Origin of the sequence: Butyrivibrio fibrisolvens, from assembly GCF_023206215.1 — a bacterium.
GTDB lineage: Bacteria > Bacillota > Clostridia > Lachnospirales > Lachnospiraceae > Butyrivibrio > Butyrivibrio fibrisolvens_C.
In genome coordinates this window covers 2,274,629-2,300,962 of the sequence record NZ_CP065800.1, presented here as the reverse complement: position 1 = coordinate 2,300,962, position 26,334 = coordinate 2,274,629, and the positions used below count along the sequence as shown (strand labels likewise).

The window sequence follows — 26,334 nt, the reverse complement described above, 5'->3', positions numbered from 1 at the left end:
CACATTGATCACATGATTTATTTTAGGGTATATCCTGCCGGTTGTCAATAATTTTAGCATTTCTTATGCTAGATTTTTAATCTTAAATGCTGAAATGTCTGGCAGATATGCCTCAGATATTTTCAGAACTTTAAGAACATTAAAATGTTAGCATGAAAGAGACTTGTTTGCAACTTCTAAAAAGCGGCAATCAAATATCGTTTTTGCGCTATCTGATTGCCGCTTTTATTTATATTAATCATCATACTTTTGATGTTTTATTATAACATCGCCAAATCGTTTAGCCTTCAAGAACTTTCAGCTCATCATCAATAGCTCTTGAAACAAACTGATTTATAGTGATTCCTTCATTAGCAGCATACAATGCAATTTTCTTATGCTGCTCTGGTTTAATTCTTACATTGAAAGTCCCTTTATATTCACGTTCAGGTTCTTTTCCAATCTTTTGACAGTAATCAAGATAATTATCTATACAGTCATGCATGGACTGAGTAAGCTCTTTTACTGACTCTCCATGAAAATTTAAAGAGTCATTTATTCCAAGAACGTGTCCAATAAAAATCTGATCTTCCTGATCAAATTCTACCTTTGCGTGATATCCATTATATTCCATCAACGAACTTATCATCCAATCTCACCTACTTCCTTTAAAAACGCTATAATCATCTTTACATGATACCTGTATAGCTCATTGCCTGGGTGTGGTCCATCAAATTGAATGATGCGTTTGGTTTCAATATGATAGTAACCTATTCCAGATCCTCTTCCACCCTCAAACTTTTCACAACCGCACTGTTTCATGAGTGTATCAAGTTCCCTGATTGTAAAACTTGTTGGTGCAGGTTTTGATAACAATTTTTCTAGTAATTAGGATTTTTTTGGCACAGCAATTCCTCTTGCAACTATTTTATAGTTACAATATAGCATTTTGCAGTACACCTGTCAATTGGATTAGCTGTATAAGTTTTAGCATATCTTAATCAAAAAGAAACTTCATCCGACATAGCTTCCACTACATCAAACAAAGTTTCATTATCCTATTACTATCACCAGTTTATAATATTGCAAAAGCTTTACACCTGGAACATCAAAAGGGACAGCTTACCAATTATAAGTTCTCTTATCACCAGCCCCTTATCCATCTTATCCTGTGAAGATAACTTCACAAGCTTATCTATAGGATATATTTTTTCAGTATACTTATCTTCTACGCCGTCCACATGAGGGCTTGCAAGAACTGAGCAGCGAAGTCTTAGTCGAAGCTGTCTGCATACTCTATAATCAAAGCCTTCATCTGTCATAAAATAAAAATGGCTTTCAAGCGTAGCACTCTTATCAATATCCTTAGCTATATACTTTTCAATGATGGTTTTAAGCTTAAATGGCACAAAATTCGAAGACATAAGCTCATCATAGCTATATCTAGCTCCAATATAATATTTTTCAAAATCCTGCATTATATACTTAAAATCTTCTTCATTATGTACCAGCATATTCCAACCTCAACTAAATCTAAATCATGCAAATTCCTGGGGCTGGCAGTTTATAAACTGCCAGTCCCAGGAATCCCCCAAGACTAGCTATTTCATTTATTTATGATAGAGCTTCTGGCTCTCGTAATGCGCTTCGCATGTAAGGTTCACACCAAGCTTCTTGAATACAGTCTCATCAACCTGTGACAGGATAACTGAGCTGTGTGCTTCGCATCCCTTAAGATCCGGGATATGCTCAAGAGCTTTTCTTGCATTCTCATTATTAACAGCTGTCACTGACAGCGCGATAAGGATCTCATTAAGGTGAAGAAGTGAAGAATGATCTCCAAGGCAGTCACTCTTGAGCTTCATGATAGGCTCGATGAAATCCGGAGGGATCAGTTCTACACTGTCTTCTATTCCTGCCAGCTCTTTAAGTGCATTGATAAGAAGAGCTGAAGATGCTCCAAGTAGAACAGATGTCTTACCTGTAAGGATCTTGCCATCAGGAAGTTCCATAGCTGCTGCCGGGCCGCCGGTCTGCTCTGCTTTAAGATTAGCTGCTGCAACAACAGGTCTGTCAGCAGGTGAGATTCCTGCCTTATTCATAAGAAGCTCTATGATGCGGACAGGTTCCATTCCGGCATTACCTTTACGATATTCGCAAAGAGCCTGATAGTATCTTCTGATGATCTCCTGATTAGCAGCTGCTGATACAGCCTCATCATCAAAGATGCAATTGCCGGCCATGTTAACTCCCATGTCTGTAGGAGACTTGTATGGTGAGCTTCCGGAGATCTTCTCAAACATAGCATTAAGTACAGGGAATACCTCTATGTCACGATTGTAGTTAACTGTAGTCTCACCATAAGCTTCAAGATGGAAAGGATCTATCATGTTAACATCATCAAGGTCAGCTGTTGCTGCCTCATATGCAAGGTTTACAGGGTGATTAAGAGCAAGGTTCCAGATAGGGAATGTCTCGAACTTGGCATATCCGGCCTTCACACCTCTCTTATTCTCATGATAGAGCTGTGACAGGCATGTAGCCATCTTGCCGCTTCCTGGTCCCGGAGCTGTGATGACAACAAGTGGATGAGTTGTTTCGATATAATCGTTTCTACCAAAACCTTCGTCACTAACGATAAGTGATATATCAGAAGGATAATTCTCAATAGGATAGTGTCTGTATACTTTAAGACCAAGTGCTTTGAGTTTTTTCTCATAAGCTATGGCAGAAGGCTGCTCTGCAAATCTTGTAAGAACAACAGATCCAACATACAGACCTTCCTCGCGGAATGCATCAGCAAGTCTTAAAAGGTCCATATCATAAGTGATACCAAGATCGCCTCTTACTTTGTTCTTCTCGATATCTGCAGCGTTGATAGCAATAACGATCTCAGCCTGATCCTTAAGTTCTTTTAACATAGTGATCTTACTGTCAGGATGGAAGCCGGGAAGTACTCTGGAAGCGTGGAAATCATCAAAAAGCTTACCACCAAATTCCATATAAAGCTTGCCGCCAAACTCGCTTATACGCTTGCGAATCTGCTCACTCTGCATTTTAAGATACTTGTCATTGTCAAAACCTATCTTGTTCATATAAGAATCTCCTACCTGTTTAGTTGTACCAATACCTACGGAATAACTTTTTATACACATATGATGTGTTATGAAAAAAAGAAGTCAGCTATTACATAACTATGCAATACAAGAACACATTTTAACGCTAAAATAAAAGGCATTTCAAGTACTTTTTTACGTCACTTTATGCATGATCGTCACAGATCTTTATAGATACTGTAATCTCCGCTAATAGTCTCAGTTGTGGATTTTGATAGCTGTTTAAAGACTCCCTCAAAATCCCTTTGTCTGATATGAAAATAGACCTGGGCAAGGCTCTTATAAAGCTGTGATATGCCAAAATTATTAACATACCTTTGCCAAAGCTTAATCGTAGATGTTTTAAAACCAAGTGTAGTCATGGGGATTATTGAATTGCCGCTTAGAACTGCCAGCTTGTGATAATACTCGTAGGTACATAAAGCCGCTTCCTCTGCAGAACCTGAATCCAGCACTTTATCAAGCATATGGCCAAGGTCTGCTATCTCTTGGTCACTGGCAGTCTCGATGACACGCTTACAGGCAAGTAGTTCCATAGCCCATCTGAATTCAAGAAGCGATCGGATCTCTTGGGGCTGAAGTTCGAGCTGCACATTCATAAGAGCCTCAAGGGTATAGATATTGCCATTATGTCTAAAATCATTGACAAAGACTCCCTGCCGCGGCACTACGACAAGAAGTCCTCTTCTTTCAAGTTCTTTTATTATATCCGAACAAAGCTTTCTACTGATGCCCATACTTTGAGCCAGCTCCCTTTCCGGAGGGAGCTGGTCATCAGGCTTGAGCTGGCCTGTTAATATCATTTCGGTAATGCGAGCTGTAACAATGTCACGGGACGATCTTTTCTCTTCCATCTGTCGCCTTTCCTCTGTATCAATCTGCATTCCAAATCATGAATATCTTTCTACTAAGAACAACTAAATCGCTTATTCTTATCTTTATTTCTTATCCTTCTGACCATCGCTGTCATTCTGGTAATTGTCACCTTCCTGACTATTAACCGCGTCAATAGGATCGATTATATCTTTGCGACTAAAAACTCCCGATCTCTTCTTGGACTTATTCTCTTCTGATGACTTCATACTTTTTTTAGCGATAAGTACTATAACAATGATTATAGCTGCAAGAAGTATAAGCTGTGGGATGTTGACAACGATGATTATGAACAGCTCAACAAGGAAGTTACCTGTCCCCTTAAGGCTTGACATAAATCCATCGCCTATCCTCTGGAATACAGTCTTCTTCTCAGTAATAGTGAGATTATCAGGCTCAACTTCTTTAATGCTTATATTGATAGTGCTGTAATCGATCTTGTTATCATATACGCGAAGCTGTGATTTGATGGAATCAATCTGGTACTGAACATCTGTTAGCTCAGTCTGGATAGTGATGATATCTTCCATGTTCTCAGCCTTCTCCATAAGCTTTTCAAGAGCTTCTTTTTCTGCCTCAAGAGCATCCTGATGAGCTACGATATCAGTATATGTAAGAGTTACATCTTCTACGTTCTTGCTCTTATATGTGATATTGGTCTTAGAATCAACATCTGTTAGGAATCCTTCAAGCTTCTGCTCAGGTATACGGATTACATAGTCTGCAGTATGAAGATCCACATATCTGTCACTATAGTAATAACTGCCACTTACAGATATACTGCTGCTCTCAACGTATCCACCAAGCTCCAGAGTCCTTGCTTCTATCCAGGATATAGTCTCATCAAAGCTTAATGTCTCAGAATTGATATTGACTGTAGTGATAAGCTTCCTGTCAGTAGCCTGCGATGACTCATCTACTTCTACATCAGTCTCCGTTTCTACATCGCCTTCAGCATAGTCTTCTGACATTGCAACTTCATCATTAGCATTCTCCATCGCATAGTTGGCATCGCCCCCTGCGGACTTTGCATTATAGGACGAGCTGTCTGATGTACCTCCACATCCTGATAGAATCATAGAAAAAGATAAAATTAGTGCTCCTAAAAAACCTGTTCTTATTTTCCTCATAATAATCCTCCTCACCCCCATGTTGGGGAATTGTACTTTTTTGTTTCATCGCCTGCACTACTGACGCATTCATAACAGATCATTAAAACGTCAGCAAACTGCGAATATGTTATTCCGGCTTTTTGCCCTTCTAAACTATAAGACGGATCATTAGAAGCACACGTCACATCTTTTTTTCGAGATCTTTTTTCGAGATCTTCTTCGAAATTATTTTACCTTTTATTTCATTTATTCAAACTTCGCACTTGCCAAACATACACCACCCTCTGAGGCAGAGACAATGCAGCCCGTTTATAATACATTTTCGTATCTTTTGAAGGTGTTATTAAATTCAGGAGCAAGATATCTGGATCTTTATATTCTTCTTAGGGTCCACCTGTCTGAGCGAAGCGAGTTTGGACCCTAGAATATAAAGATCCAGATATCTTGCCCTGAATTATAACACATTCAAGATACGAAAATGTATTATAAACGGGCTGCATTGGCTCTGCCTCAGAGGGTGGCGTATGTTTGGCAAGTGCGAAGTTTGAGTCATTTATTTTTACGCTTTATATCATTATATCAGTTTATTTGGCCTTGATAACGTCTTTTTTCCAAAGTCCTGTCAGATATAGGACAAAGAGGATAACTGCCGAGCTTGCATTGGATACAACTACAGAGTACCATACAGACTCAACGCCCATGTCAAACACATGTTGACAGATGAAAAGTGTTGCAAATCTAAATATCCACAACCTTGATGCATCTACTATCATAGTCACAAGAGTATGACCACTTCCCTGGAAAAGTCCCATAGTCACATTATAAAAAGCATTGGTAAAACACCAGAAAGCCATCAGACACAAAAAGTCTGTAGCAAGAGCTACAACCTGATCATCTGATGTAAGAGTTCTGACCATAAACTCAGCTATAGGGCGTCTTGACAGGATAAGTCCTGCAATAAGCAGATATACAAAAGCCATCTTAAGAGCTATCCTAAAGCCTCTGTCAGCCCTCTTTTTGTCACCTGCTCCTATATTGAGACCTACTATGGTACTGATAGCTGAGCCTATTCCGTTATTAGGAAGAGTTATGATGGAGTTGATCTTATTGCCTATACCATAAGCCGTCGTTGCGATCATGCCATAAGCCTGTACACTTCTACTCATAAGAAGGAAGCCAAACTGCATAGTACTGTGGCCTATCGCTGTAGGAAGACCTATTCTTACTATGCTAAGGAGCTTTTCTTTTTGGAATCTAAATCCCTTGAAATGAAGAGTTATGACCTGACCTTCTCTTGTAAGAGTATATAGAGCTATAAGTGCTCCCGGAAGCTTTGCAAACAATGTGGCAAAAGCTGCTCCTGCTATTCCAAAATGAAGTACTACCATAAGAAGCGGATCCATTATAAGATTGACCACCGCTCCTATGAGATTCAAAAGCATAGGGCGCACAGAATCGCCCTGGGCCTGATGCACCGACGAATAGATATTGATCATGTACAAAAGAGGCATATCCAGAATGACGATCCTGATATAAATAAGTGAATAGTCATACTGAAGTCCTGTAGCACCAAGCCACCCCACAAGAGGCGGAGATATGATAAAACATAATATCGCGCATATTACAGAGAAAATAAGTGTCGAGATGCAGACATGATCCGCCATATTCGAAGCTTCCCTGTCATTGTGCGCACCAAGGTACTGAGCTATAAGTATAGAACCTGCCACGGTGATACCGGATCCAAAATTCTGTAATATAGACTGAAAAGGCGATACAAGCGTGATCGCAGACTGGTACTCTGTTCCCAGAACTCCCAGCCAGTATGTATCTGTCAGATTATAAAGAGACTGAATAAAACTATTGATCATTACAGGCACTGCCAGCATCAGCACAGCCTGATATATATTACCGTTTAAAACTATATTTCTTTTGTCTTCACTTAACTTTTTTGCCAAAACTATCTTTCCCTACCTAAGCCTGTATTTTCCATTATCACACAAGCGGTGCGACGATCCTCAGCGCACACTGACTTATACGAAGCGGCACACTTCTGTGCGAATGATACTTGTCTGTAACTTCGGTGCTGACTTTAAACATCTCCTTAAAGTCCTCTTCTATATCTTTTATAGCTTTACAATTGTATAGATATACGCCATCTTCAAAGTGCAGATACAAGGATCTAAAGTCAAGATTAAGCGTCCCGACAGTCGCGCACTGTCCATCAGCTATGCACATCTTGGCATGACAGAATCCCGGCGTGTATTCGAAGATCCTGACACCATTTCTTGCAAGCTCATTGTAATAAGACCTTGTGATCGCGTATACAACTTTTTTATCAGGAATGCCTGGGGTTATGATCCTGACATCAACGCCCCTCTTAACCGCAATCTCGAATTCGCGGCACAGCTCATCAGTTATGACAAGGTACGGGGTCACAAACCAGCAATACTTCCTTGCAGTTTGGAGCATCCCCATGTAGACATTCTCTCCAAGAAGCTCCTCATCCAGCGGCGTATCTGCAAAAGGCTGCACGAAGCAATCCTTCTCCATAGCTGTGTAAGACACCCTTGGAAAAAAGATTGAAAGATCATTGTCATCAATATCGTTGGCCTTAACTGCATTCCACATCTCAAGGAAAAGAGCTGTAAGCGTCACCACCCCGTCTCCTGTGAGTCTGACACCTGTGTCCTTCCAGAATCCATGCGGTTCGATCCTATGTGTATAAAGATCTGCAATATTATATCCGCCAGTATATCCAACTCTTCCATCTATGACGGTTATCTTCCTGTGATCACGATTGTTCATAATGACCTGGAAAAAAGGACTTACATGATTGAACACTCGGCACTTGATGCCAAGATCTTCCATCCTCTTTATAAATCCGCTATTAATAAAGCCTCCGCTTCCTATATCATCATAGATAACGCGAACTTCAAGACCCTCAGCAGCTTTTCTTGCCAAGACTTCCTTGATCGGCTCAAAGGTGTCTGTATCCTGAATCGCATAATACTCCATAAAGATAAAGCTTCTGGCCTTCTCCAGTTCTCTTACCTGATCTTCAATTCCCTTCCTCGCATCATCAAAATAGACTAAGTCAGTATTCTTATATACCGGGAAGTGACCATAGTCTTCCACATATTTGACTCTTGAAGCTATATTAGGATCACTTATTTCAAGAGAATTAAGAATACTCCTTCTAGGCTTGAGATAAGGAAGGATCTTGGAGTCAATCTCTTCAAAACGCTTTCTGGCCTTAGCTGTTACGCCTGGTCGCCCCATAAGAAGATACAGAAGTATGCCAAACACAGGAACGAACATTATGAATATCATCCAGGGCATCTTGTTGGCAGAATTGGTATGTCTCCCGTATATAGTCAGAACGATTATGATCGAGAGAACGCCAAATCCAATCTGAAAATAGATACTGTAATTACTAAATTCATACAGCATAAGTCCCAGTACCACAATCTGAAGCAGGGTAAAAATAGCAATTGCGGCTATTCTGTTCACACTGTTCTGGGCGTTTCTGTTTGCCTTTCCTTTGGGATTGATCTTTACCTTTAAAGACTCATCCAGTGACTTTTTATGAGCCTTGTTTTTATTATTTATATCGCTTTTATTATTGGTATCATTTTTATTATTTAGATTATCTTGATTCTTTATTATTGGTTCTTTTTCCTTATCTTTATACATAGCCCTCCTTACATATAACTTCACTTACCACTCTTCTTGACCTTTTGAGAAGTCTTGTTCATCTAAAATGAAATAAGTGCATGGCATAATAGTAAGTACAATAGTCTTACTATGATATTCATGGCGTTACAGGATAATAATAGACAGCATGATGAATTTTTAGCTCTTACGCTAAACGTTTGAAAAATGTTTCATTTTCAAACCCCAAATCACAAATCCAAGATATGTAATATACTAATTATATCACGCTAGCATTATAACACAGTACTTTATTAAATATTGCTATTTTTCATCAAGAGAGTTATTAAAATTGTGTAAAATTTAATTTTGCTGTATCTTTTTTCCGTTTTTTTCAGTTTATAATATGATTGTGTGAAACCAATAATATTATTTTTTCTATTCAAAAAGGAGAATTTTTATGGCAATAATACAGCTTACATCTGATAACTTCGAAGCAGAAGTACTTAATTCTGACAAGCCTGTTCTTGTAGACTTCTACGCAGACTGGTGCGGACCTTGCAAGATGATGGCTCCTGTTGTAGATCAGATTGCAGAAGAGAACGACGATATCAAGGTTGGTAAGATCAATGTTGATGATGAGCAGGATCTTGCTGCTAAGTACGGCGTAATGTCTATCCCTACAATCGGATTCTTCAAAGGTGGCGACATCGTAGACAAGAGTGTTGGTGCTAAACCAAAGTCAGAGCTCCTCAAGATGATCGGCAAGTAATCTATCGAAATAACACTTGTCATAACCTAATAACTATGTTAAAGTAAACAAGACTTAGATGAAAATTTAAGTCTTGTTTTTATTTGCTCCATGAGGGAGTAGCAAGCGTGATTTTGATACGTAATAAGTCAACATACTGGTTTTGGCAAGAACCTGGCTTATTTTAAATTGCGAGACTCATGTAAAACTTTCATATAAACTATGGGGGTTTTACATGTGTCTCGTTTTTTATGTGCATCAAAGTTACATCAGCACACATTGCAGCAATGTAATAAGGACATGTAGATGTATCATCACTATCAGATATGTATGAACGCATTTATATGTTCCAACATCAAAAATCAAATAACAGGCAGGTACAGACTATGATAATCGAATTCTTAATCCTTAGTATAGGCCTTGGCATCGGTCTTGCTATGGACGCTTTTTCTGTGAGCATTGCAAACGGGCTTAAAGAGCCATGCATGTCAAGTTCAAGGCATGCCAAGATGGCCGGCATATATGCCTTCTTCCAGTTCGCAATGCCAATGATCGGATGGCTGTGTGTACACACAATCCAGGAAGCCTTCGTATCATTCCAGAAATTCATCCCGTGGATTGCTCTTCTACTCCTTCTATACATCGGAATCCAGATGATAGTAGATGGAATCAAAGGCGAAGATAATGCCAAAGAGCAAAAGGAAGAAGCCATTGCAAAAGGGGAAAAGAAAATAAGCACTAAGACACTGATAATCCAGGGAATCGCAACCTCTATAGATGCTCTCTCTGTTGGATTTGCAATAGCAAACTATAGCACTATAAGAGCATTTGCAAGTTCACTTGTCATAGCAGTTGTAACCTTCATAATCTGCATGATAGGTGTAAAGCTTGGAAAGATCTTCGGATGCAAGCTCCACAAATATGCCAACTTCCTTGGAGGCGGAATACTTATTGCAATCGGATTGGAAATATTCATAAAATCATTTATTTGATAAAAAACACCACATTCCCGTGATGATTGGGAGTGTGGTGTTTTTTTAATCATTAGGATGAAGATGGAACTTACCGCTAAGCTGTTCTGTCTTAATAACATTAAGGAAAGCATCGGGATCTATGTCAAGTATCTCTGACACTACTGTTCTAAGCTCGTCACTTGATACAACCGAATAGACTATCGTCCTGTCCGCATTCTGATAGGATCCGTAAGCTTCAATATCTGTAGCACCGTGGCCTGTAAGCTCATAGATCATATCAGCGATCTCTTTGGGCTTCTGGGTGACGATAAGGAGCGTATTCTTCTTATACCTTTTGTATAAGATATGTATTACCTGTGTAGATGAGAACTGGAAGATGATCGAATACAGCGCTTTGTCCCATCCAAAGATATAACCATCTATTGTAAGGATTATTGCATTAAAGAACAGAATATAGTTAAAAGAATCAATACCGAATCTTTCAGATATCGCTATAGCTATAAAATCTGTTCCACCTGTTGTCGCATCAGCCTTAAGACACAAGGTGATTGCAAATCCGTTGATGAGTCCTCCAAAGATACTGATAAGAAGCACATCATAGGTTATGGCATAGACAGGTATTATATCAGTTAAGAACGTCACTAAAAGTATTGTAATACATGAATAGAGAGTGAACTTCTTGCCTATAAATTTAAAAGCTATCACTATCGGTACTGAGTTCATGAGGAAATAAATAACGCCGTATGGAACTGTTATTCCAAGGAACTTATGGAAGATAGCCTGTAGAAGGAGTGTAAGTCCTGCAAAACCTCCCGGAAGAAGATCTCCTGTATAAACGAATGTACGAAGGTTGACTGACATAAGTATTCCGGCGCAGATACATAGAATTATCCTCCATATATCACTACGCTTAAACTGAAGAACTTCTCTTGATGCTAATTTTTTACGCAACATAGTATGTATACCTCTTAAATGATAATCTTGGCTGACCGGATAATAAATGCCATGTATACCAGCATTAATAATACTAATTGCTACAATATATAACATGTTCTCATATCTATATCGGTCAAATGCCAGATTTATTCTACACCTACATTGTTTTTAATGTATATAGGTAAATGCAATATTTATGTATGTTTTTGTGTATACAAATATGCATTAAGTTTTCATGAAATCAGCTTCTTCCTGTAGGATTTTCAATTATGTCATAATTAACCTCATGTTGCGAGTGAAACGAGTGACTAATGGTTCAAATTGATGGAGCTCGCGTCATCAATTTGGGTTTGAAAGTGGAACACTTTCAAACTTGCACTTTTCTTCCTAACTCAAACGTCCAAGTGAAAAGTTTGAGTTCCTAAAAAAACAGTTCAATCGTTGTCAACAGCCATAACTATACAAAGGATATACTGATCAAATACTACAAAATACAAATGCTCAACTTCGTCATATAAGAGTTCCTCTCCCAAAATCTTTCCGGCATATTGACTTAAGGGTTCAGCATTTTCATACATTCCAACCGGCTCTCCAAGATTTTGTAAAAGGTAATAATACAGCCCCTCAGCATGTTCCTGAACATCTCTTTTTTTCTTTCTTGCCTTTGGCGACTCATAGCTGATCATCTCAGGAAAGCCACCATTTACAGGACGGATATTAAAATTCACCTCTCTTAGCTGTCTTGCCAGATCTTCATCCCACTCGTCGAAACGTGAACAAAGATAAGTAAAGAATGACTCCTGAAGAGTTCTGCCATTCTGCCTGTATAACAAGGCTGTAGCCTTATGATGATCAGGTCTGAATCCTATAAAAGCACAGTCAGTTACATAAGTTATGTTAAAATCATAAGTTTTTGCAGGATCGAGCTGTTTTACAAGACAATCTATAGCACTGTCAGGACTTAGTTTGCTCTCATCTATTGGTGCTCCCTGAGCCTGATTTCCTGCAAGCCTTTTAAGGGAATTGACCATTCTTGCATAATTATCAAAATAATATGGGATTTTGACCTTCCTACCTCCATACCTGATGGTAATACAATCGGTGGTCTTAAAACCGCCTTTTGATAAATATGTTATTACATCGGCATACCAGGCAGTAATCTCATTGGCATATACTGTTTCAGGCGCTCCTAAAGTCCTTTGGATGATAAAATACCTATCCCTTTCATTAACAGTCACTGCCACTCTCTTATCGGAAAGAGATTGATACAAACAATATGCAATAAACGCCAAAAAGGCGATGCTGATTCCTGTAAATATCGCATATTCCATAGCTGATTCCAATACTAGGTATTTTAAAATAAAACCGTATCCTCCAATAGAAAAGCCTCCGATGATCATCATTCCTACAATATCAAAAATCTTAAATCCAGCTGATTCTCTTACCTGATAAGTCAATGCGTATCTCCTCCAAACAAATATAATAATAAACCATTTACTGCAACAGTAATACTTATCTATGTCCTCTGAGTCTTTTAGTTTTCCCCAGTCGCAACAAAGCCATAATTATTATACAAGTAAATCAAATTTCTTAATTACCAGATACGACAGAATGCATCTTTGATACGACGAAATGCACATCAAACCGTAAATTGCATTTTGAAATGTTTAAAGCCTGGTTATTTAGCAAAAAAAGCCGCCACACCAAAACAGTGTGACGGCCTTCATTACTTACACTTATGTTTGATAATTAGAACTTACCAGCCTTTGCAGCCTCTTCGATAGATACAGCTGTAGAAACAGTCATACCAACCATAGGGTTGTTACCAGCGCCGATAAGACCCATCATCTCAACGTGAGCAGGAACTGAAGATGAACCTGCGAACTGAGCGTCTGAGTGCATACGACCCATAGTATCTGTCATACCATAGGAAGCAGGACCTGCAGCCATGTTATCTGGGTGAAGTGTACGACCTGTACCACCACCTGAAGCAACTGAGAAGTACTTCTTACCAGCTTCAATACGCTCTTTCTTGTATGTACCTGCAACTGGGTGCTGGAATCTTGTAGGGTTAGTTGAGTTACCTGTGATAGATACGTCAACGTTCTCCTTCCACATGATAGCAACGCCTTCCTGTACGTCGTTAGCGCCGTAGCAGTTAACCTTTGCACGAGGAGAGTTAGCATCCTTAGAGTAGCACTTTCTGAATACTTCCTTAACCTCACCTGTGTAGTAATCGTACTCAGTCTCTACATATGTGAAACCGTTGATACGAGAAATGATCTGTGCAGCGTCTTTTCCAAGACCGTTAAGGATAACGCGAAGAGGCTTTTTACGAACCTTGTTAGCCTTCTCAGCGATACCGATAGCACCCTCAGCTGCTGCGAATGACTCGTGACCAGCAAGGAATGCGAAGCACTCTGTGTCCTCTTCAAGGAGCATCTTACCAAGGTTACCATGGCCAAGACCTACCTTACGACGATCAGCAACTGATCCAGGGATACAGAAAGCCTGAAGACCGATACCGATTGCTGCAGCAGCATCAGCAGCCTTACGGCAGTTCTTCTTGATAGCGATAGCAGCACCTACTGTGTAAGCCCACTTAGCGTTCTCAAAACAAATTGGCTGAATGCCTTCGATGAGCTTGTAAACATCGATACCAGCATTCATGCAAATATCTCTACATTCTTCTATTGAAGAGATTCCATACTCCTTAAGGCAAGCCAGGATCTGGGGCTCTCTTCTTTCATATGATTCAAATAAAGCCATTATTATATTCCTCCTTACCTATAATTACTCGTGTCTAGGATCAATGCAACGAACTGCATCAGCAACACGTCCATACTGTCCTTTAGCCTTCTCAAGAGCTGTGTTGGCATCATCACCAGCTTTGATGAAGTCCATCATCTTACCAAAGTTAACATACTTGTATCCGATGATCTCATCGTTCTCATCAAGAGCGATATCTGTAATGTAACCATCTGTGAGCTCAAGGTAACGAGGTCCCTTCTCAAGAGTACCGTATGTTGTACCAACCATTGAACGGTTACCCTTACCAAGGTCTTCAAGACCTGCACCGATCTGAAGTCCGTCTTCAGAGAATGCAGACTGTGATCTACCATAAACGATCTGAAGGAAGAGCTCTCTCATAGCTGTATTAATAGCATCACAAACAAGGTCTGTGTTAAGAGCTTCAAGAACTGTAAGGCCAGGAAGAATTTCTGAAGCCATAGCTGCAGAATGTGTCATACCTGAACATCCGATAGTCTCTACAAGTGCCTCCTGAATGATACCTTCCTTAACGTTAAGGGAAAGCTTACAGCAGCCCTGCTGAGGAGCACACCAGCCGATACCATGTGTATAGCCTGAGATGTCCTTTATTTCTTTTGACTTAACCCACTTAGCCTCTTCCGGAATGGGAGCTGCGCCATGGTGTACCCCTTGAGTTACAGGGCACATGTTTTTTACCTCTGTTGAGTAAATCATGTAAAATCTCCTTTCGTATTGTAAAGTAACTTTCATTACTTACTACCGAATAAAAAAATAGATTGGTGTCTGCCAAGCACCAATCCTATTTTTGCATATAATCTCTTTAATTTCAATGGGGAATGATATTTTTTTAACAGCTTTTTATACATTACAAATATAAGCTATGCATAAATACTGCCTAATATCTCATATCGTCACCAAGGCAGATAGTATTAGTCATGCTTGGGCACGATGTTGTCCTGATTCTTGTAGATATGATGATCCGGAATGCATCCACGCACGCAGCTTGTAGGATAGATATTGGACCATCTTCCGATGCAGGTACCTGGGTTAAGTACGCTGTTACAGCCAACTTCTACATGATCGCCTAGCATAGCACCAAACTTCTTAAGACCTGTCTCGCACTTATCATCAGATGCTGTATCCTTGACTACAACAAGCTTCTTGTCACTCTTAACATTGGATGTGATAGAACCTGCGCCCATATGTGCGTAGTTTCCAAGGACAGAGTCTCCAACATAGTTGTAATGAGGAACCTGAACCTTGTTAAAAAGGACTACGTTCTTAAGCTCAGTAGAGTTGCCTACTACAGCTCCCTTGCCCACGATAGCATTACCTCTAATGAAAGCGCACTGGCGGACTTCAGCATCTTCATCGATGATACAATAGTCTCCAAGATATGCTGAGTCAAATACTGTAGCACTCTTAGCTACCCATACATGCTCTCCTCTTTGCTCGAACTTGTCCTTAGGAAGCTTTGGACCAAGCTCAGCTATGAAGTCCTTGATCTTAGAGAGAACTTCCCAAGGATATGTAGCTCCCTCAAAAAGATCTGCTGCTATAGTTTCATTTAAATCGTACATATTTTTAATAGTATATGCTTCTAACATAATAGTTCCTCCTGCATTGATAAAAACAAATTTATTATTTTATATTCAATATTAAGTATTCAATGCCTTTTCTAATTTTTTATTGCTGTTTAATGTTATTGCTTTTTTAGAACCATTTCAACTGTTTTTCCCAGATGATGTCTTAGCTTTATCACCAGATCCTTTAGCACCTGATGCTTTCGAACCCGATGACTTCTTAGCTTCAGGATAGTACTGATCTATCGTCCTGAACCTTTGCATCAGCTGGTTCTTGTAATTGTTCTCTTTGACCTGATTGGTTCTTCTTGATACGAAGTCGTCCAGCTTGTCCATGTATTCTTTTTCAGAAATAGCACCTTCTGCAACTCCTGTAAGTCCTTTCTCCCAGGACGCGGTAAGTGCAGGATTGAGCATAGGCTTCATTGATATAGCTACTGTCTCATATACCATCTCGCCCAGCTGCGTAGGTGTTATGATCTGCGTCTTCTTGTTAAGATTCAGATACTTGATGGCAAAAAGCTTGGTAAGGATACCGGCACGTGTTGCTGATGTTCCGATTCCGCTTCCCTTGATCTGGGATCTTAATTCTTCATCTTCTATAAACTGTCCTGCATTCTCCATTGTAAGGATCATGGTTCCTGAATTATAGCGCTTAGGCGGAGCTGTCTCACCTTCCTTTACAGACATTCCGGATACAGGGATCTTACTTCCCTTTCTGATCTTCTGAAGTTCTTCAAAGAAAGCTTCATCCGTCATCTGCTCTTCATTTTCAGCACTGTTTTCACCCTCACTGTCTTTTTCTTTTTTCTTAAAGAAAGAATAATCCATCACATGAAGATAGCCCTTTGAAGATAGAACCTTGAAGTTACTGTAGAAGTGCTCTTTGTATGGAACGCTCTCACCTCCGGGCAATTCCTTGGACTGACTGAGCTGAAGTTCAAGATCAAGCGCAACCTTCTGATACTGAGCAGCCGGGAAGAATATAGCAAGGAATCTTCTTACAATGATCTCGTATACCTTTTGTGTAGTAGCAGAGCATCCGGAAAGTGCAGATAAGCCCTGGCCTGTAGGTATGATAGCATAGTGATCGGTTATCGCCTTATCATCGCAGTACCTGGTCTTGGCTATACCTTTATATGACTCGTGCTGCAGGATCGACTTAGCATACACACCTGCCTGAGGATAATTGGTAAGACCTGATATATTCTTATCTATTACCTTACAGATAGCAGATGATAATACTCTGGCATCTGTTCTTGGATAAGTTGTAAGCTTCTTCTCATATAGTTCCTGAGCTACAGCAAGTGTCTCATCAGGATTGATCTTGAAGAATCTGGAACAGTCATTCTGAAGTTCCGCAAGGTTATAAAGAAGCGGTGCATTCTTGGTTTCTTTCTTTTTCTCAGCTTTTGCTACAGTAAGTTCAAGAGGATCGGCAGATTGTTTGCACAGTTCTATGAGAGCATCAGCATCTTCTTTTTTCTTAAAGCCCTTTTCAGAATAAAGAGCCGGGGACTGATCATACTTACTCTCAGGCTGAACTTTCCACTCAGCATCCGGATTCCTGTCACCTATAGCAAGGGCAGCATTGACTTTATAGAAAGATGTCTTGACGAAGTTCCTGATCTCACGCTCTCTGTCAACAACTATGCCCAGAACACAGGTCATAACTCGTCCTACAGATACAACTCCCTTATCAGCGCCCAGATATGTCTTGATATTATAGCCATATCTAAGTGTCAGAGCTCTTGAGAAGTTGATACCCATAAGATAATCTTCCTTGGCGCGAAGATAAGCTGCCGATCCAAGATTATCATATGCTGAGTCATCCTTGGCTTCTCTGATACCTCTGATGATCTCCTCTTCTGTCTGAGAGTCGATCCAGACACGCTTCCTGGTCTTATCCTTTACACCGGCCTGGCGGTCAACAAGTCTGTATATATACTCACCCTCTCGTCCCGAGTCAGTGCAGATGTATATAGTATCAACATCAGCACGGTTAAGTATGCCGCTTACAATATTGAACTGCTTGCGTACGCTTGGTATAACTTCGTATTTGAATTCTTCCGGAATGAAAGGAAGTGTATCCATCTGCCACTTCTTGTACTTCTCATCATAGACTTCCGGATAACTCATTGTGACAAGATGTCCTACGCACCAGGTTATGATAGAATTGTCTGATTCCCAGTATCCGTCTGCTTTTCTGTATTTTTCGTTATCAGCGTGCTCAAGAGCAGCTCCAAAAGCCTGAGCTACACTTGGTTTCTCCGCTATATAAACGCTTTTTGACATTAGACCTCCTAAAAAAGCGGTTTTTTCGTTTAAAAAAGGTCATGCCGCCGGGCATGACCTTTACATTGCAGGTTAGGCAAATCCCTTATCAGGCATTTTTCTTAGCCTTAGTCTCTTCTTCGACATCTTTTTTCTTAGAAGCTGCTTCTTCTGCACGTTTTTTATCTCTTTCAGCTTTTCTCTTCTTAGCAAGTTTTTCTCTTTCTTCGTGCTTTTGTCTTGCCTCTTTTTCAATCTTATTTCTTTCTTTGGAAAGCTCTCTTTCTGCTGATTTCTTTTCCTTTTCAGCAAGCTTCTTGGCTTTCTTAGCTTCCTTTCTTTCAGGAGCTGTTCTCTTCTTTTCTTCTCTCTGAGCTGCCTTCTGTGCTCTGCGAGCTTCAAGCTCTTCTTTCTTCTGAGCAGGAGTCTTAGGTGTATATCTCTCGATAGCTGTCTCTTCTACGATGTAGTTCTTGAGCGTAGATACATTGTCATATGCGCCATCGAAACGGATCATTTTGTTATTGTTGTCATTGAAATATGTAAGTGCAATAGAGTTTGCATTCTTGCCTGATATCTCGTAGTCAACCATATCCTTCTCATCTACAACTTCACCAAAGCTGAAGATCTTGTGGATACCAAAGCGGTTCTTGTTAACAATAAGACGAAGGCTAAGTCTCTCCTGTAAGAGATAAGCTGCAAGTACAGCAAGTACAGAGATAAGGAACGGGATACCTACTGTATGTGAGAATGCCTCATTCAGGTCATTATGAATTCTGTCATAGTACAGACCGTCAAGGCAGAATGCTGCATAGAGTACTACTACCTTACAGATTGTAAAGAGTCTGTAGTTCTTAGCAGAAAGCTTAACTTCAAAACGGGACTCTGTCTCGTTCTCAACGTGATCTGAATATGGATCCTTAACTGTCTCGATCACAGCTTCAGGGTGCTTCTTGTAATCTCTTGCTACAAGATAAAGGAATGCAGCTACCCATACAACATTGGCAAGTACAAGACCTGCAATAGCCTTAGGGCTGAAGTGTCCTGCAAATCCATACCATACGAAAGCTACAAATATTGTCATAGGAAGGAGCTGGATAACTCCGCATACAGCGCGAAGAACTACGCTGTTCTCAAAATATGGAATAAAGTTCATAGCAACATATGAACCGTCAACCTTAGTATAGTACCAAGGATTGATAAGTCTCCAGAAAAGGAGCCAGATGATACCGCACAGGATCAGCATCCATACGTTAGAAGCTGTAGAATACTCTGCTCCATTAGCTGCATGCCACCAGATATAATGGATCATCGGCACTGATGCTGTGATAAGTGAAAGGTTAAAAGAAATTGCATTCGCAAGGCCATGAACCTTGAGAAGTTTAGTACATAACAATCTGCCTATTATGGTAATAAGTCCGATAAGGGCTATATCCCAAACACTGAAAGTATTACCTGAAAAAGGCAATTCTGCAACCAAGGCTGCAATTAGGATCTGTAAAGTAATCATTATAAGATTCCTCCCAATAGAATAAGCGTCAGTGAAGTCATCTATCCCTAGTCGCCCCCTCATCCCAAGGCATCAGGAAAGTGTCAACACCAACGCTTATTATAAAACAAATCTCAGTAGAATTCTATAATAGTTTTTATAATAAATTAAGAATTCTTCTTTTATCTATATCAGAGGCTTTCAGACTACAATCAGCCGCAAAATCCCGCGATAGAAACTCTTTCAATTACTTGGCCTGAATATATCCAAGAGCCTTCATAAGCTCAGCGCACTCTACAGCGCCGCCTGCTGCTCCTCTGAGAGTGTTATGTGAAAGACCTACGAACTTCCAGTCATATACGCTGTCCTTACGAAGTCTTCCGATAGACACACCCATACCGCCTTCATAATTAACATCAAGCGCAACCTGAGGACGATTGTCATCTTCAAGGTACTGGATGAACTGCTTAGGAGCAGATGGAAGGCCAAGTTCCTGAGGCTTACCTGTAAATGAAACAAGCTTCTCAATAAGTTCTTCCTTAGTAGCTTCCTTCTTGAATCTTACAAAAGCAGCTGCTGTGTGACCATAAAGAACAGGAACACGGATGCACTGTGTTGTGATAACAGGGCTCTCAGCAGGAACTATCACACCATTTTCGATATGACCGAAGATTCTAAGAGGCTCAAGCTCTGACTTCTCTTCTTCTCCTGAGATGAATGGAATGATGTTGCCAACCATTTCAGGCCACTCTTTGAAGTTCTTACCTGCACCTGAGATAGCCTGGTATGTTGTAGCTACAACTTCATAAGGGCCATACTCTTTCCATGCAGCAAGAGCAGGTGTATAGCTCTGGATAGAACAGTTGGGCTTAACTGCGATGAAGCCTCTTGTAGTACCAAGACGCTTTTTCTGATATTCGATGACATCGCTGTGCTGAGGGTTGATCTCAGGTACGATCATAGGAACATCAGGTGTCCAGCGGTGAGCTGAATTGTTAGAGATAACAGGAGTCTCAGTTTTAGCATACTCCTCTTCTATAGCCTTGATCTCATCCTTGCTCATGTTAACAGCTGACAGAACGAAATCAACATCAGATGCAACGCCCTTAACGTCTGTTACATCCTTAATTACAAGATTCTTAACTGCTTCCGGCATCGGATCATCCATCTTCCATCTGTCTCCGACGCTCTCTTCATAAGTCTTACCTGCACTTCTGGGGCTGGCTGCAACTGTAGTAACTTCAAACCATGGATGATCTGAAAGAATAGAGATGAATCTCTGACCTACCATACCTGTTGCACCAAGGACTGCCACTTTCAACTTTTCACTCATAATAATGCTCCTCTTCCAATGCTTTTACGCGTCCCGTACTTTAGCGCGTTAATTTGCTGTTTATTATAATCTTATTTTTTTCTCTGTGAAAAGAGATAAAATATACATTTTTTACCATATAGTCAAAAACTTTTATATATCTTTGCATAAAAACAGTGTTCTTACATATAGTTCTTGTATATATTTTTCTTGTATATATTTCTCTTATATATTTTTAGCCACAAACTTATTTCAAATCTTATAGTCTTCAATGAACTTCTCATTGACTGCAATGACTTTCTCCATAGCACTTATACCGGGAGCTCCGATGGTAAGTCTCTTTTCAACACAGGTCTTAAGAGATATTGCTTCGTATATATCATTATCGAAATGTTCATCAAAAGACTTAAGCGTATCTATATCAAGATCATCAATAGCACATCCCTTATCTATACAGTGAAGTACGATCCTACCTATAACAGAATGTGCATCCCTGAAAGGAACACCCTTAACAACCAGATAATCTGCTGCATCAGTTGCATTTGTAAATCCGTTCATCGCACTCTTTTGCATGACCTCTTTGTTGAACTTAAGGGTTCTAAGCATATCTGTAAAAAGAATCAGGCAGTTTAAGGCATTGTCCATCGCATCAAATGCTACCTCTTTGTCTTCCTGCATATCCTTGTTGTATGCAAGAGGTATACCCTTCATGGTAGTAAGAAGACTCATGAGATCTCCGTAGATCCTGCCTGTCTTACCGCGTACAAGCTCAGCTATATCAGGGTTCTTCTTTTGAGGCATGATACTGCTGCCTGTAGAGTAGGCATCATCTATAGTCACGAACTGATACTCATTAGAGTTCCAGATGATAACTTCCTCTGAGAATCTTGAAAGGTGCATCTGCATGATAGCAAGCGCAGACATATACTCAAGAAGATAATCTCTGTCTGCTACAGAGTCCATACTGTTAAGAGTAGGGCCATCAAAGTCAAGGAGCTTTGCTGTATACTCTCTGTCCAGATCATAAGTAGTACCTGCAAGAGCGCCTGATCCTAAAGGACAATAATTCATTCTCTTATAGATATCCTTCATACGGAGGGCATCACGCTTGAACATCTCAAAATACGCACCAAGATGATGGGCAAGTGTAAGAGGCTGCGCCTTCTGAAGGTGTGTAAAGCCTGGCATGTAGGTATCAATATGCTCTTTTTGAAGATCAAGAAGAGTTTTGAGCATATCGATAATAAGTTCCTGCGTCTCTTTAACCTTATCTCTTGTATAAAGTCTCATATCAAGCGCAACCTGGTCGTTACGGCTACGCCCTGTATGCATCTTCTTGCCGGCATCGCCTATCCTGTCTATGAGATTAGCTTCTATAAAGCTGTGTACATCTTCATATTCAGTAGTTATAGAAAGCTTACCGCTCTCAACATCTGCCATGATAGAGTCAAGCCCCTTGAAGATAGCCTCTTTATCTTCATCTGTGATGATTCCCTGTTTGGCAAGCATTGTTACATGAGCTCTGGAGCCTCGTACATCTGCCTCCAAGAGCCTTTTATCAAAAGATATAGATGCATTAAAATCCCAGGCAAGCTGGTCTGTTTTACCTTGAAAACGGCCACCCCAAAGTTGTGCCATATGAATTCCTCCTGTATATTTATACATGTTATGAATGCTACTTTACCACATTAACTATAGCAATGCAAGTTCTAAAATGTATATTTCTGAATGTATTATGCATTTTTATTCGTGCAATATTCATTTTATCTTATAAAGCCATTATATTATTAAGTATAATAAAATAATAGCAGGGTCAAACTGAATTGTCCCTATTATGACTATTATCCTTTATATACTTTTGATAAAATATGTTAGGTATACAATTATCGTTTTTTCAAAATCCAAAACCATACGAGGCAGCAATGATAAAAGGAAAAAGTTCTGAATCCATCTTCTTAAATGAAAATATGATGGCGGTCGCATGCTTGTTAGCTGTACTTACAAGCATAGCTTCTTTTGCTTTGTTATGTCTTCAGGGCGGAAGTTATCTGACTATATTTGAGATTACGATAAAGCTCGTAACGACCATTGCCATGTTCTTTGCGTTCCGTCATTACAACTGGGACGTTGCCAAAGGGCTTATGGGCGGCGTTCTCTTTTGCTTTATGTATCAGGAAGCTTATCTTGTTCTGGGGAAGCTTTGGAGTGAGCAGGATTTTGACGTATACCTGGTTGTTGGTGTTCAGGGAAGCCTGTATCTGGCAGCCGCCGGTATGTCTTTTCTCATGACTATTATAATCACTATCAATCATTTTCTAATCAATTATGCACTTCATGGTAATCCGGAGAATGTTATATTCAACCGAATGGCTATCATTTTTAAAATTATTATTTACATCATCCTCATAGTAACCAACAGCATGCTGGGCTTTTCTGCTTTGATTTTGTGGGCCAATGCACTTTTGTATATATCTGACATGTCTATACTATTCATGCTGATCTGCATAGAATCGCAGTTTGATTCATTTAAGCTCCTGCATCATGAACTTCTAAAAGAAAAACGTGAAAGGAAAAACCGCTAATGACTCTGCGTAAACGTATATCCGGGATCTGGCTTATGACAATGGCGCTTTTATCTCTATGCGCCTTTACCTGCTTTTTTGTAGCACAGATGTGGCTTAACCTTTTATTTATGGTCTACTTTTCACTTGCTCTTGTTCAGGTCATCACCCTTATAATATATCTGTGGGGACCAGAAAAACTTTCGTTCAAGCCCTTTAAAGCTATATACCGCTTTTTTTACCTGTCATCTATTCTTGTAATTCCATCATTCGCTTTTATATTTATGGGGCTTATATCCCAATATCATATTAATATTCCTGAAAGTATAGATGCTTCCAGCATGCCTGTCGATAAGATCATCCCAGGGAATGAGACAACAATATACAACACAGGCAAGGTCTATATCTTCTTCCCTGAATATTCCAATGTAGAACTTGTATGCAAAGATCGTCCTTCCAAGTCTGATGATTCCATCACATGGTGCAGCGGGGCTGCCTTTCAGCATACGGTAAGTCTTGACTTTAGTCAGGAGAATGTTGAAGGGGACCATGCTGTAAACGGAGCCTACTATACAAGTCCCTATAATAAAGATGCTTTTGCTGCTTTTACATTTGCAGATGGCGAGTTTTCTTTTGAATTCAATGATCCGGAAGGCGCAATAAAAAAAGCCGCCGATGCAGGCGGCAATGGCTTCATGCAATTTGGCCTTATCAAAGATCACGAAGTTGTCATGAACTTCGACAGGCCACGAGCAAGATGCTATAGAACTCTGGCTGAACTTAATGGTAATCTGTGCATAATCGATTCTGTCAATATGATGCACTTCACCCAGTTTATGGAAGAACTCCAAAGACTTGGTGTCACCAACGCTCTGTACATGGACATGGGCGCCGGCTGGAACTATTCCTGGTACCAAAACGCAGCCGGCCAAGTAATAACCCTATTCGGTCTTCCGGTACCCTGGTCACATAACTGGGTCGTTTTCAGGCAAACTTCTCCTTAATTCCTAATACGATAAATCTAATAAGCAAGACATGCTCGACTATCGCATCAATAACAATAATCGCAGCCAAGACTACAGCCACTGTATTGTTGATCTCTGCCAATAGCCCAAATGCCGCAGCAAAGACAAACATAAAAATCAGTGCAGTAACCAGTCTTTTGATAATACCCTGCTCTTCTACAAGGACAGTCTCTCCCATAACGTATGCTCTGCCGGTGCGAAGGCAAAAGCCAACTCCGCCAACAACAACCGTAACAAAAAAGACACTATAGACAATAACCGCGATCATCGGAACGCTAATTCCTGTCAAAAGCTTCTCCGTAAGGCCTCCTGCCTGGGCTTTTTCAAGCATCCCCTCTAAACTCTCTCCCATGCCATCCTTCATAATAAGGACTGTTGCTGCAATAGCCAGAACTATAGCAACTATCCTGACTATCATTTTGTGTGTTTTGTCAATTTTAAACATTTTCCTCTCCCTCCAAAAAACAAATACACAAACGAGTAATTACCAAATACTCATTCCAAAAAATGCCGGTTACATCATAAAGATGTACCCGGCACCCGAGCTGGAAAAGGGACTCGAACCCTCGACCTACTGATTACGAATCAGTTGCGCTACCAACTGCGCCATTCCAGCATCTTATATATGTCGATGCGCCTTTATTTGCGCACCGACAAAGTTCATTATACTAGCAACAATCCCCTTTTTCAAGCCTAGATTGTACTTAATGCATGAGCTTTTTTGCAAACTTTTTGCAATCGTACTTAAATTCAACAAACTACGATATACTCAGCCCTGCTTCATATGCACATCAACCTGATTAAATGGAATCTCAATTCCGGCTTCATCAAGTGCATTCTTGACTCTCTCATTGAGATCCCACTTGGATGCAAGGAATTCATAAGACTTAACCCAGCATCTAAGCTGCATCTCAATATAGCTATCCTTGAAGTCATTGACTACAACCAGCATCTCGCGGTCCTTGAGTGCGTACTTGCTTGAATTCATAGCGCCTTCAAGTACGCTTCTAACCTTATTAGTACTCTCACTGTAAGGAACTCCTACGAATACCTGAAGGAGCCTTACTTTATTGCCTGTCGAGTTGGTAAGTGATGTATTGGACAGATCGCCGTTAGGAATCACGATCACTCTGTTATCAGGTGTTATAAGTTTGGTTGTAAAGAGGGATATCTCCTTAACAGTTCCTTCATGCCCATGTGAATCTTCTATGATATAGTCTCCAAGCTTGAAGGGCTTTACAAGCAGTATCATCACACCACCTGCAAGATTGGAAAGTGTACCCTGAACAGCAAGACCTATAGCAACACCGGCAGAACCAAGAAGAGCAACTATACTTGCAGAATTAAATCCAAGTGAAGCTGCCACAAGGACTATGCTCAGGAACTTAAGTCCCACTTCGATGAACTTACATACAAAGTGGATGATGCTCTCATCCGACCTTGCCTTCTCCATAGACTTACGGATTGCCTTGACTATCAGGTTAGACAACTTCCAGCATATAAGAAGGAATACCAGTGCTATAAGAACTTTAATTCCAAAGTTAAGTGCCTTATCAGGAAGCTCAGTCATGAATTTCTCCAAAGCCGAAGGATCAACCTCTGTTCCGGAGATCTTGGTAAGTGTCTCAGCCGCTGCTTCTGTAGAAGGAAGTACATCTATGGTCTCCTGCAGAGCTGTTGAAGCAGTAGCAGCTGAATTCGCTGCCGCATCTGAATTTACAGTCGCAGCAGAAGCTGCACTACCTGAAAGTGCAGCTCCTGCGAAAGTGTTTATCAAAAAATTGTAAAGCATATAAAACTAATTCCTTTTACTTCCGTTAAAAACTATTCGAGCTATTTACTTCTGATCACTCTATCTGCATATAACTATATCTATTAGATTCGATGTATAGAGCTTTGATTATATCACGTACCTATTTGTGATAC

The 26,334-nt window shown here is 40.1% G+C and carries 23 protein-coding genes and 1 tRNA gene; 4 read left to right on the top strand and 20 right to left on the bottom strand.

The features are described from left to right. Nucleotides 1-280: 280 nt before the first annotated feature. The 8 genes from I7804_RS09470 to cls form a co-directional block, all read right to left on the bottom strand. Nucleotides 281-628, bottom strand: coding sequence for a type II toxin-antitoxin system HicB family antitoxin (locus I7804_RS09470; protein WP_248403119.1), 348 nt, complete (start codon nucleotides 626-628; stop codon nucleotides 281-283). Next, nucleotides 625-855, bottom strand: a complete 231-nt coding sequence (locus I7804_RS09465; RefSeq protein ID WP_248403117.1) for a type II toxin-antitoxin system HicA family toxin — start codon at nucleotides 853-855, stop codon at nucleotides 625-627. Before I7804_RS09465 ends, I7804_RS09470 begins: the two co-directional genes overlap by 4 nt. A 218-nt stretch (nucleotides 856-1,073) precedes the next feature. Continuing rightward, complete coding sequence (locus I7804_RS09460) at nucleotides 1,074-1,493, bottom strand: hypothetical protein (RefSeq protein WP_027215457.1); 420 nt, start codon at nucleotides 1,491-1,493, stop codon at nucleotides 1,074-1,076. Between the two features lie 96 nt (nucleotides 1,494-1,589). Then, on the bottom strand, nucleotides 1,590-3,074 hold the full coding sequence (locus I7804_RS09455; RefSeq protein ID WP_110073762.1) for a DUF1846 domain-containing protein: 1,485 nt from the start codon (nucleotides 3,072-3,074) through the stop codon (nucleotides 1,590-1,592). 179 nt (nucleotides 3,075-3,253) lie between these two features. After that, nucleotides 3,254-3,949, bottom strand: a complete 696-nt coding sequence (locus I7804_RS09450; protein ID WP_051216920.1) for a FadR/GntR family transcriptional regulator — start codon at nucleotides 3,947-3,949, stop codon at nucleotides 3,254-3,256. Nucleotides 3,950-4,033: 84 nt separating this feature from the next. Next, on the bottom strand, nucleotides 4,034-5,098 hold the full coding sequence (locus I7804_RS09445; RefSeq protein WP_248403115.1) for a DUF4349 domain-containing protein: 1,065 nt from the start codon (nucleotides 5,096-5,098) through the stop codon (nucleotides 4,034-4,036). A 566-nt stretch (nucleotides 5,099-5,664) separates the two neighbouring features. Continuing rightward, nucleotides 5,665-7,035 (bottom strand): MATE family efflux transporter, encoded by a 1,371-nt coding sequence (locus tag I7804_RS09440; protein ID WP_027206219.1) that lies wholly within the window; start codon nucleotides 7,033-7,035, stop codon nucleotides 5,665-5,667. A gap of 37 nt (nucleotides 7,036-7,072) precedes the next feature. After that, nucleotides 7,073-8,773, bottom strand: coding sequence for a cardiolipin synthase (cls, locus tag I7804_RS09435; protein WP_248403113.1), 1,701 nt, complete (start codon nucleotides 8,771-8,773; stop codon nucleotides 7,073-7,075). A gap of 418 nt (nucleotides 8,774-9,191) precedes the next feature. Here cls and trxA point away from each other — a divergent pair, with 418 nt between their 5' ends. Together trxA and I7804_RS09425 are read left to right on the top strand one after the other, a co-directional pair. After that, entirely contained in the window at nucleotides 9,192-9,503 is a 312-nt protein-coding gene (gene trxA, locus I7804_RS09430; protein ID WP_022752915.1) for a thioredoxin, read from the top strand. A gap of 365 nt (nucleotides 9,504-9,868) precedes the next feature. Next, the gene (locus I7804_RS09425; RefSeq protein ID WP_248403111.1) at nucleotides 9,869-10,474 is read left to right on the top strand and encodes a manganese efflux pump MntP family protein; all 606 of its coding nucleotides are present in this window, start codon (nucleotides 9,869-9,871) and stop codon (nucleotides 10,472-10,474) included. Nucleotides 10,475-10,519: 45 nt separating this feature from the next. Here I7804_RS09425 and I7804_RS09420 read toward each other — a convergent pair whose 3' ends face one another. The 9 genes from I7804_RS09420 to argH all read right to left on the bottom strand — a co-directional run bounded on the left by I7804_RS09420 (nucleotide 10,520) and on the right by argH (nucleotide 22,460). After that, nucleotides 10,520-11,410 (bottom strand): YitT family protein, encoded by an 891-nt coding sequence (locus I7804_RS09420; RefSeq protein WP_248403109.1) that lies wholly within the window; start codon nucleotides 11,408-11,410, stop codon nucleotides 10,520-10,522. A 416-nt stretch (nucleotides 11,411-11,826) separates the two neighbouring features. Then, on the bottom strand, nucleotides 11,827-12,849 hold the full coding sequence (locus I7804_RS09415; RefSeq protein WP_248403108.1) for a hypothetical protein: 1,023 nt from the start codon (nucleotides 12,847-12,849) through the stop codon (nucleotides 11,827-11,829). A gap of 292 nt (nucleotides 12,850-13,141) precedes the next feature. Continuing rightward, nucleotides 13,142-14,161, bottom strand: coding sequence for a GGGtGRT protein (locus tag I7804_RS09410; RefSeq protein WP_022752911.1), 1,020 nt, complete (start codon nucleotides 14,159-14,161; stop codon nucleotides 13,142-13,144). A 24-nt stretch (nucleotides 14,162-14,185) separates the two neighbouring features. Beyond that, nucleotides 14,186-14,878 (bottom strand): iron-sulfur cluster assembly scaffold protein, encoded by a 693-nt coding sequence (locus I7804_RS09405; protein WP_022757072.1) that lies wholly within the window; start codon nucleotides 14,876-14,878, stop codon nucleotides 14,186-14,188. Between the two features lie 215 nt (nucleotides 14,879-15,093). Next, nucleotides 15,094-15,771, bottom strand: coding sequence for a UDP-N-acetylglucosamine pyrophosphorylase (locus I7804_RS09400; RefSeq protein ID WP_022752909.1), 678 nt, complete (start codon nucleotides 15,769-15,771; stop codon nucleotides 15,094-15,096). A gap of 117 nt (nucleotides 15,772-15,888) precedes the next feature. Beyond that, the gene (locus I7804_RS09395; RefSeq protein ID WP_248403107.1) at nucleotides 15,889-18,042 is read right to left on the bottom strand and encodes a DNA topoisomerase; all 2,154 of its coding nucleotides are present in this window, start codon (nucleotides 18,040-18,042) and stop codon (nucleotides 15,889-15,891) included. Nucleotides 18,043-18,130: 88 nt separating this feature from the next. Continuing rightward, nucleotides 18,131-19,531, bottom strand: coding sequence for a hypothetical protein (locus I7804_RS09390; RefSeq protein WP_110073769.1), 1,401 nt, complete (start codon nucleotides 19,529-19,531; stop codon nucleotides 18,131-18,133). 226 nt (nucleotides 19,532-19,757) lie between these two features. Continuing rightward, nucleotides 19,758-20,843 carry an aspartate-semialdehyde dehydrogenase gene (asd, locus tag I7804_RS09385; protein WP_022752906.1) on the bottom strand — a complete coding sequence of 362 codons (1,086 nt, stop codon included), beginning with the start codon at nucleotides 20,841-20,843 and terminating at the stop codon, nucleotides 19,758-19,760. Between the two features lie 231 nt (nucleotides 20,844-21,074). Beyond that, nucleotides 21,075-22,460, bottom strand: coding sequence for an argininosuccinate lyase (argH, locus tag I7804_RS09380; RefSeq protein WP_248403105.1), 1,386 nt, complete (start codon nucleotides 22,458-22,460; stop codon nucleotides 21,075-21,077). 284 nt (nucleotides 22,461-22,744) lie between these two features. Here argH and I7804_RS09375 point away from each other — a divergent pair, with 284 nt between their 5' ends. Next, nucleotides 22,745-23,404: a hypothetical protein gene (locus I7804_RS09375; protein WP_248403103.1), complete on the top strand. Its 660-nt coding sequence runs from the start codon at nucleotides 22,745-22,747 to the stop codon at nucleotides 23,402-23,404. Beyond that, nucleotides 23,404-24,387 carry a hypothetical protein gene (locus I7804_RS09370; RefSeq protein WP_248403101.1) on the top strand — a complete coding sequence of 328 codons (984 nt, stop codon included), beginning with the start codon at nucleotides 23,404-23,406 and terminating at the stop codon, nucleotides 24,385-24,387. Before I7804_RS09375 ends, I7804_RS09370 begins: the two co-directional genes overlap by 1 nt. Here the strand turns inward: I7804_RS09370 and I7804_RS09365 are convergent. The 3 genes from I7804_RS09365 to I7804_RS09355 form a co-directional block, all read right to left on the bottom strand. Further along, nucleotides 24,368-24,853 (bottom strand): hypothetical protein, encoded by a 486-nt coding sequence (locus I7804_RS09365; protein WP_248403100.1) that lies wholly within the window; start codon nucleotides 24,851-24,853, stop codon nucleotides 24,368-24,370. The genes I7804_RS09370 and I7804_RS09365 overlap by 20 nt on opposite strands. Nucleotides 24,854-24,951: 98 nt before the next feature. Then, a tRNA-Thr gene (locus I7804_RS09360) sits at nucleotides 24,952-25,024 on the bottom strand. A 153-nt stretch (nucleotides 25,025-25,177) separates the two neighbouring features. Beyond that, entirely contained in the window at nucleotides 25,178-26,200 is a 1,023-nt protein-coding gene (locus tag I7804_RS09355) for a mechanosensitive ion channel family protein (protein WP_248403098.1), read from the bottom strand. Between the last annotated feature and the right edge of the window lie 134 nt (nucleotides 26,201-26,334).

Excerpts from the sequence above, each read along its gene's own strand:
- cls (WP_248403113.1), bottom strand. The coding sequence starts at position 8,773 with ATGTATAAAGATAAGGAAAAAGAACCAATAATAAAGAATCAAGATAAT.
- I7804_RS09425 (WP_248403111.1), top strand. The coding sequence starts at position 9,869 with ATGATAATCGAATTCTTAATCCTTAGTATAGGCCTTGGCATCGGTCTT.
- asd (WP_022752906.1), bottom strand. The coding sequence starts at position 20,843 with ATGAGTGAAAAGTTGAAAGTGGCAGTCCTTGGTGCAACAGGTATGGTA.
- I7804_RS09410 (WP_022752911.1), bottom strand. The coding sequence starts at position 14,161 with ATGGCTTTATTTGAATCATATGAAAGAAGAGAGCCCCAGATCCTGGCT.
- I7804_RS09460 (WP_027215457.1), bottom strand. The coding sequence starts at position 1,493 with ATGCTGGTACATAATGAAGAAGATTTTAAGTATATAATGCAGGATTTT.
- I7804_RS09420 (WP_248403109.1), bottom strand. The coding sequence starts at position 11,410 with ATGTTGCGTAAAAAATTAGCATCAAGAGAAGTTCTTCAGTTTAAGCGT.
- I7804_RS09445 (WP_248403115.1), bottom strand. The coding sequence starts at position 5,098 with ATGAGGAAAATAAGAACAGGTTTTTTAGGAGCACTAATTTTATCTTTT.
- I7804_RS09365 (WP_248403100.1), bottom strand. The coding sequence starts at position 24,853 with ATGTTTAAAATTGACAAAACACACAAAATGATAGTCAGGATAGTTGCT.
- I7804_RS09390 (WP_110073769.1), bottom strand. The coding sequence starts at position 19,531 with ATGATTACTTTACAGATCCTAATTGCAGCCTTGGTTGCAGAATTGCCT.
- I7804_RS09450 (WP_051216920.1), bottom strand. The coding sequence starts at position 3,949 with ATGGAAGAGAAAAGATCGTCCCGTGACATTGTTACAGCTCGCATTACC.
- I7804_RS09470 (WP_248403119.1), bottom strand. The coding sequence starts at position 628 with ATGATAAGTTCGTTGATGGAATATAATGGATATCACGCAAAGGTAGAA.
- I7804_RS09355 (WP_248403098.1), bottom strand. The coding sequence starts at position 26,200 with ATGCTTTACAATTTTTTGATAAACACTTTCGCAGGAGCTGCACTTTCA.
- I7804_RS09400 (WP_022752909.1), bottom strand. The coding sequence starts at position 15,771 with ATGTTAGAAGCATATACTATTAAAAATATGTACGATTTAAATGAAACT.
- I7804_RS09395 (WP_248403107.1), bottom strand. The coding sequence starts at position 18,042 with ATGTCAAAAAGCGTTTATATAGCGGAGAAACCAAGTGTAGCTCAGGCT.
- I7804_RS09370 (WP_248403101.1), top strand. The coding sequence starts at position 23,404 with ATGACTCTGCGTAAACGTATATCCGGGATCTGGCTTATGACAATGGCG.
- trxA (WP_022752915.1), top strand. The coding sequence starts at position 9,192 with ATGGCAATAATACAGCTTACATCTGATAACTTCGAAGCAGAAGTACTT.
- I7804_RS09375 (WP_248403103.1), top strand. The coding sequence starts at position 22,745 with ATGATAAAAGGAAAAAGTTCTGAATCCATCTTCTTAAATGAAAATATG.
- I7804_RS09455 (WP_110073762.1), bottom strand. The coding sequence starts at position 3,074 with ATGAACAAGATAGGTTTTGACAATGACAAGTATCTTAAAATGCAGAGT.
- argH (WP_248403105.1), bottom strand. The coding sequence starts at position 22,460 with ATGGCACAACTTTGGGGTGGCCGTTTTCAAGGTAAAACAGACCAGCTT.
- I7804_RS09405 (WP_022757072.1), bottom strand. The coding sequence starts at position 14,878 with ATGATTTACTCAACAGAGGTAAAAAACATGTGCCCTGTAACTCAAGGG.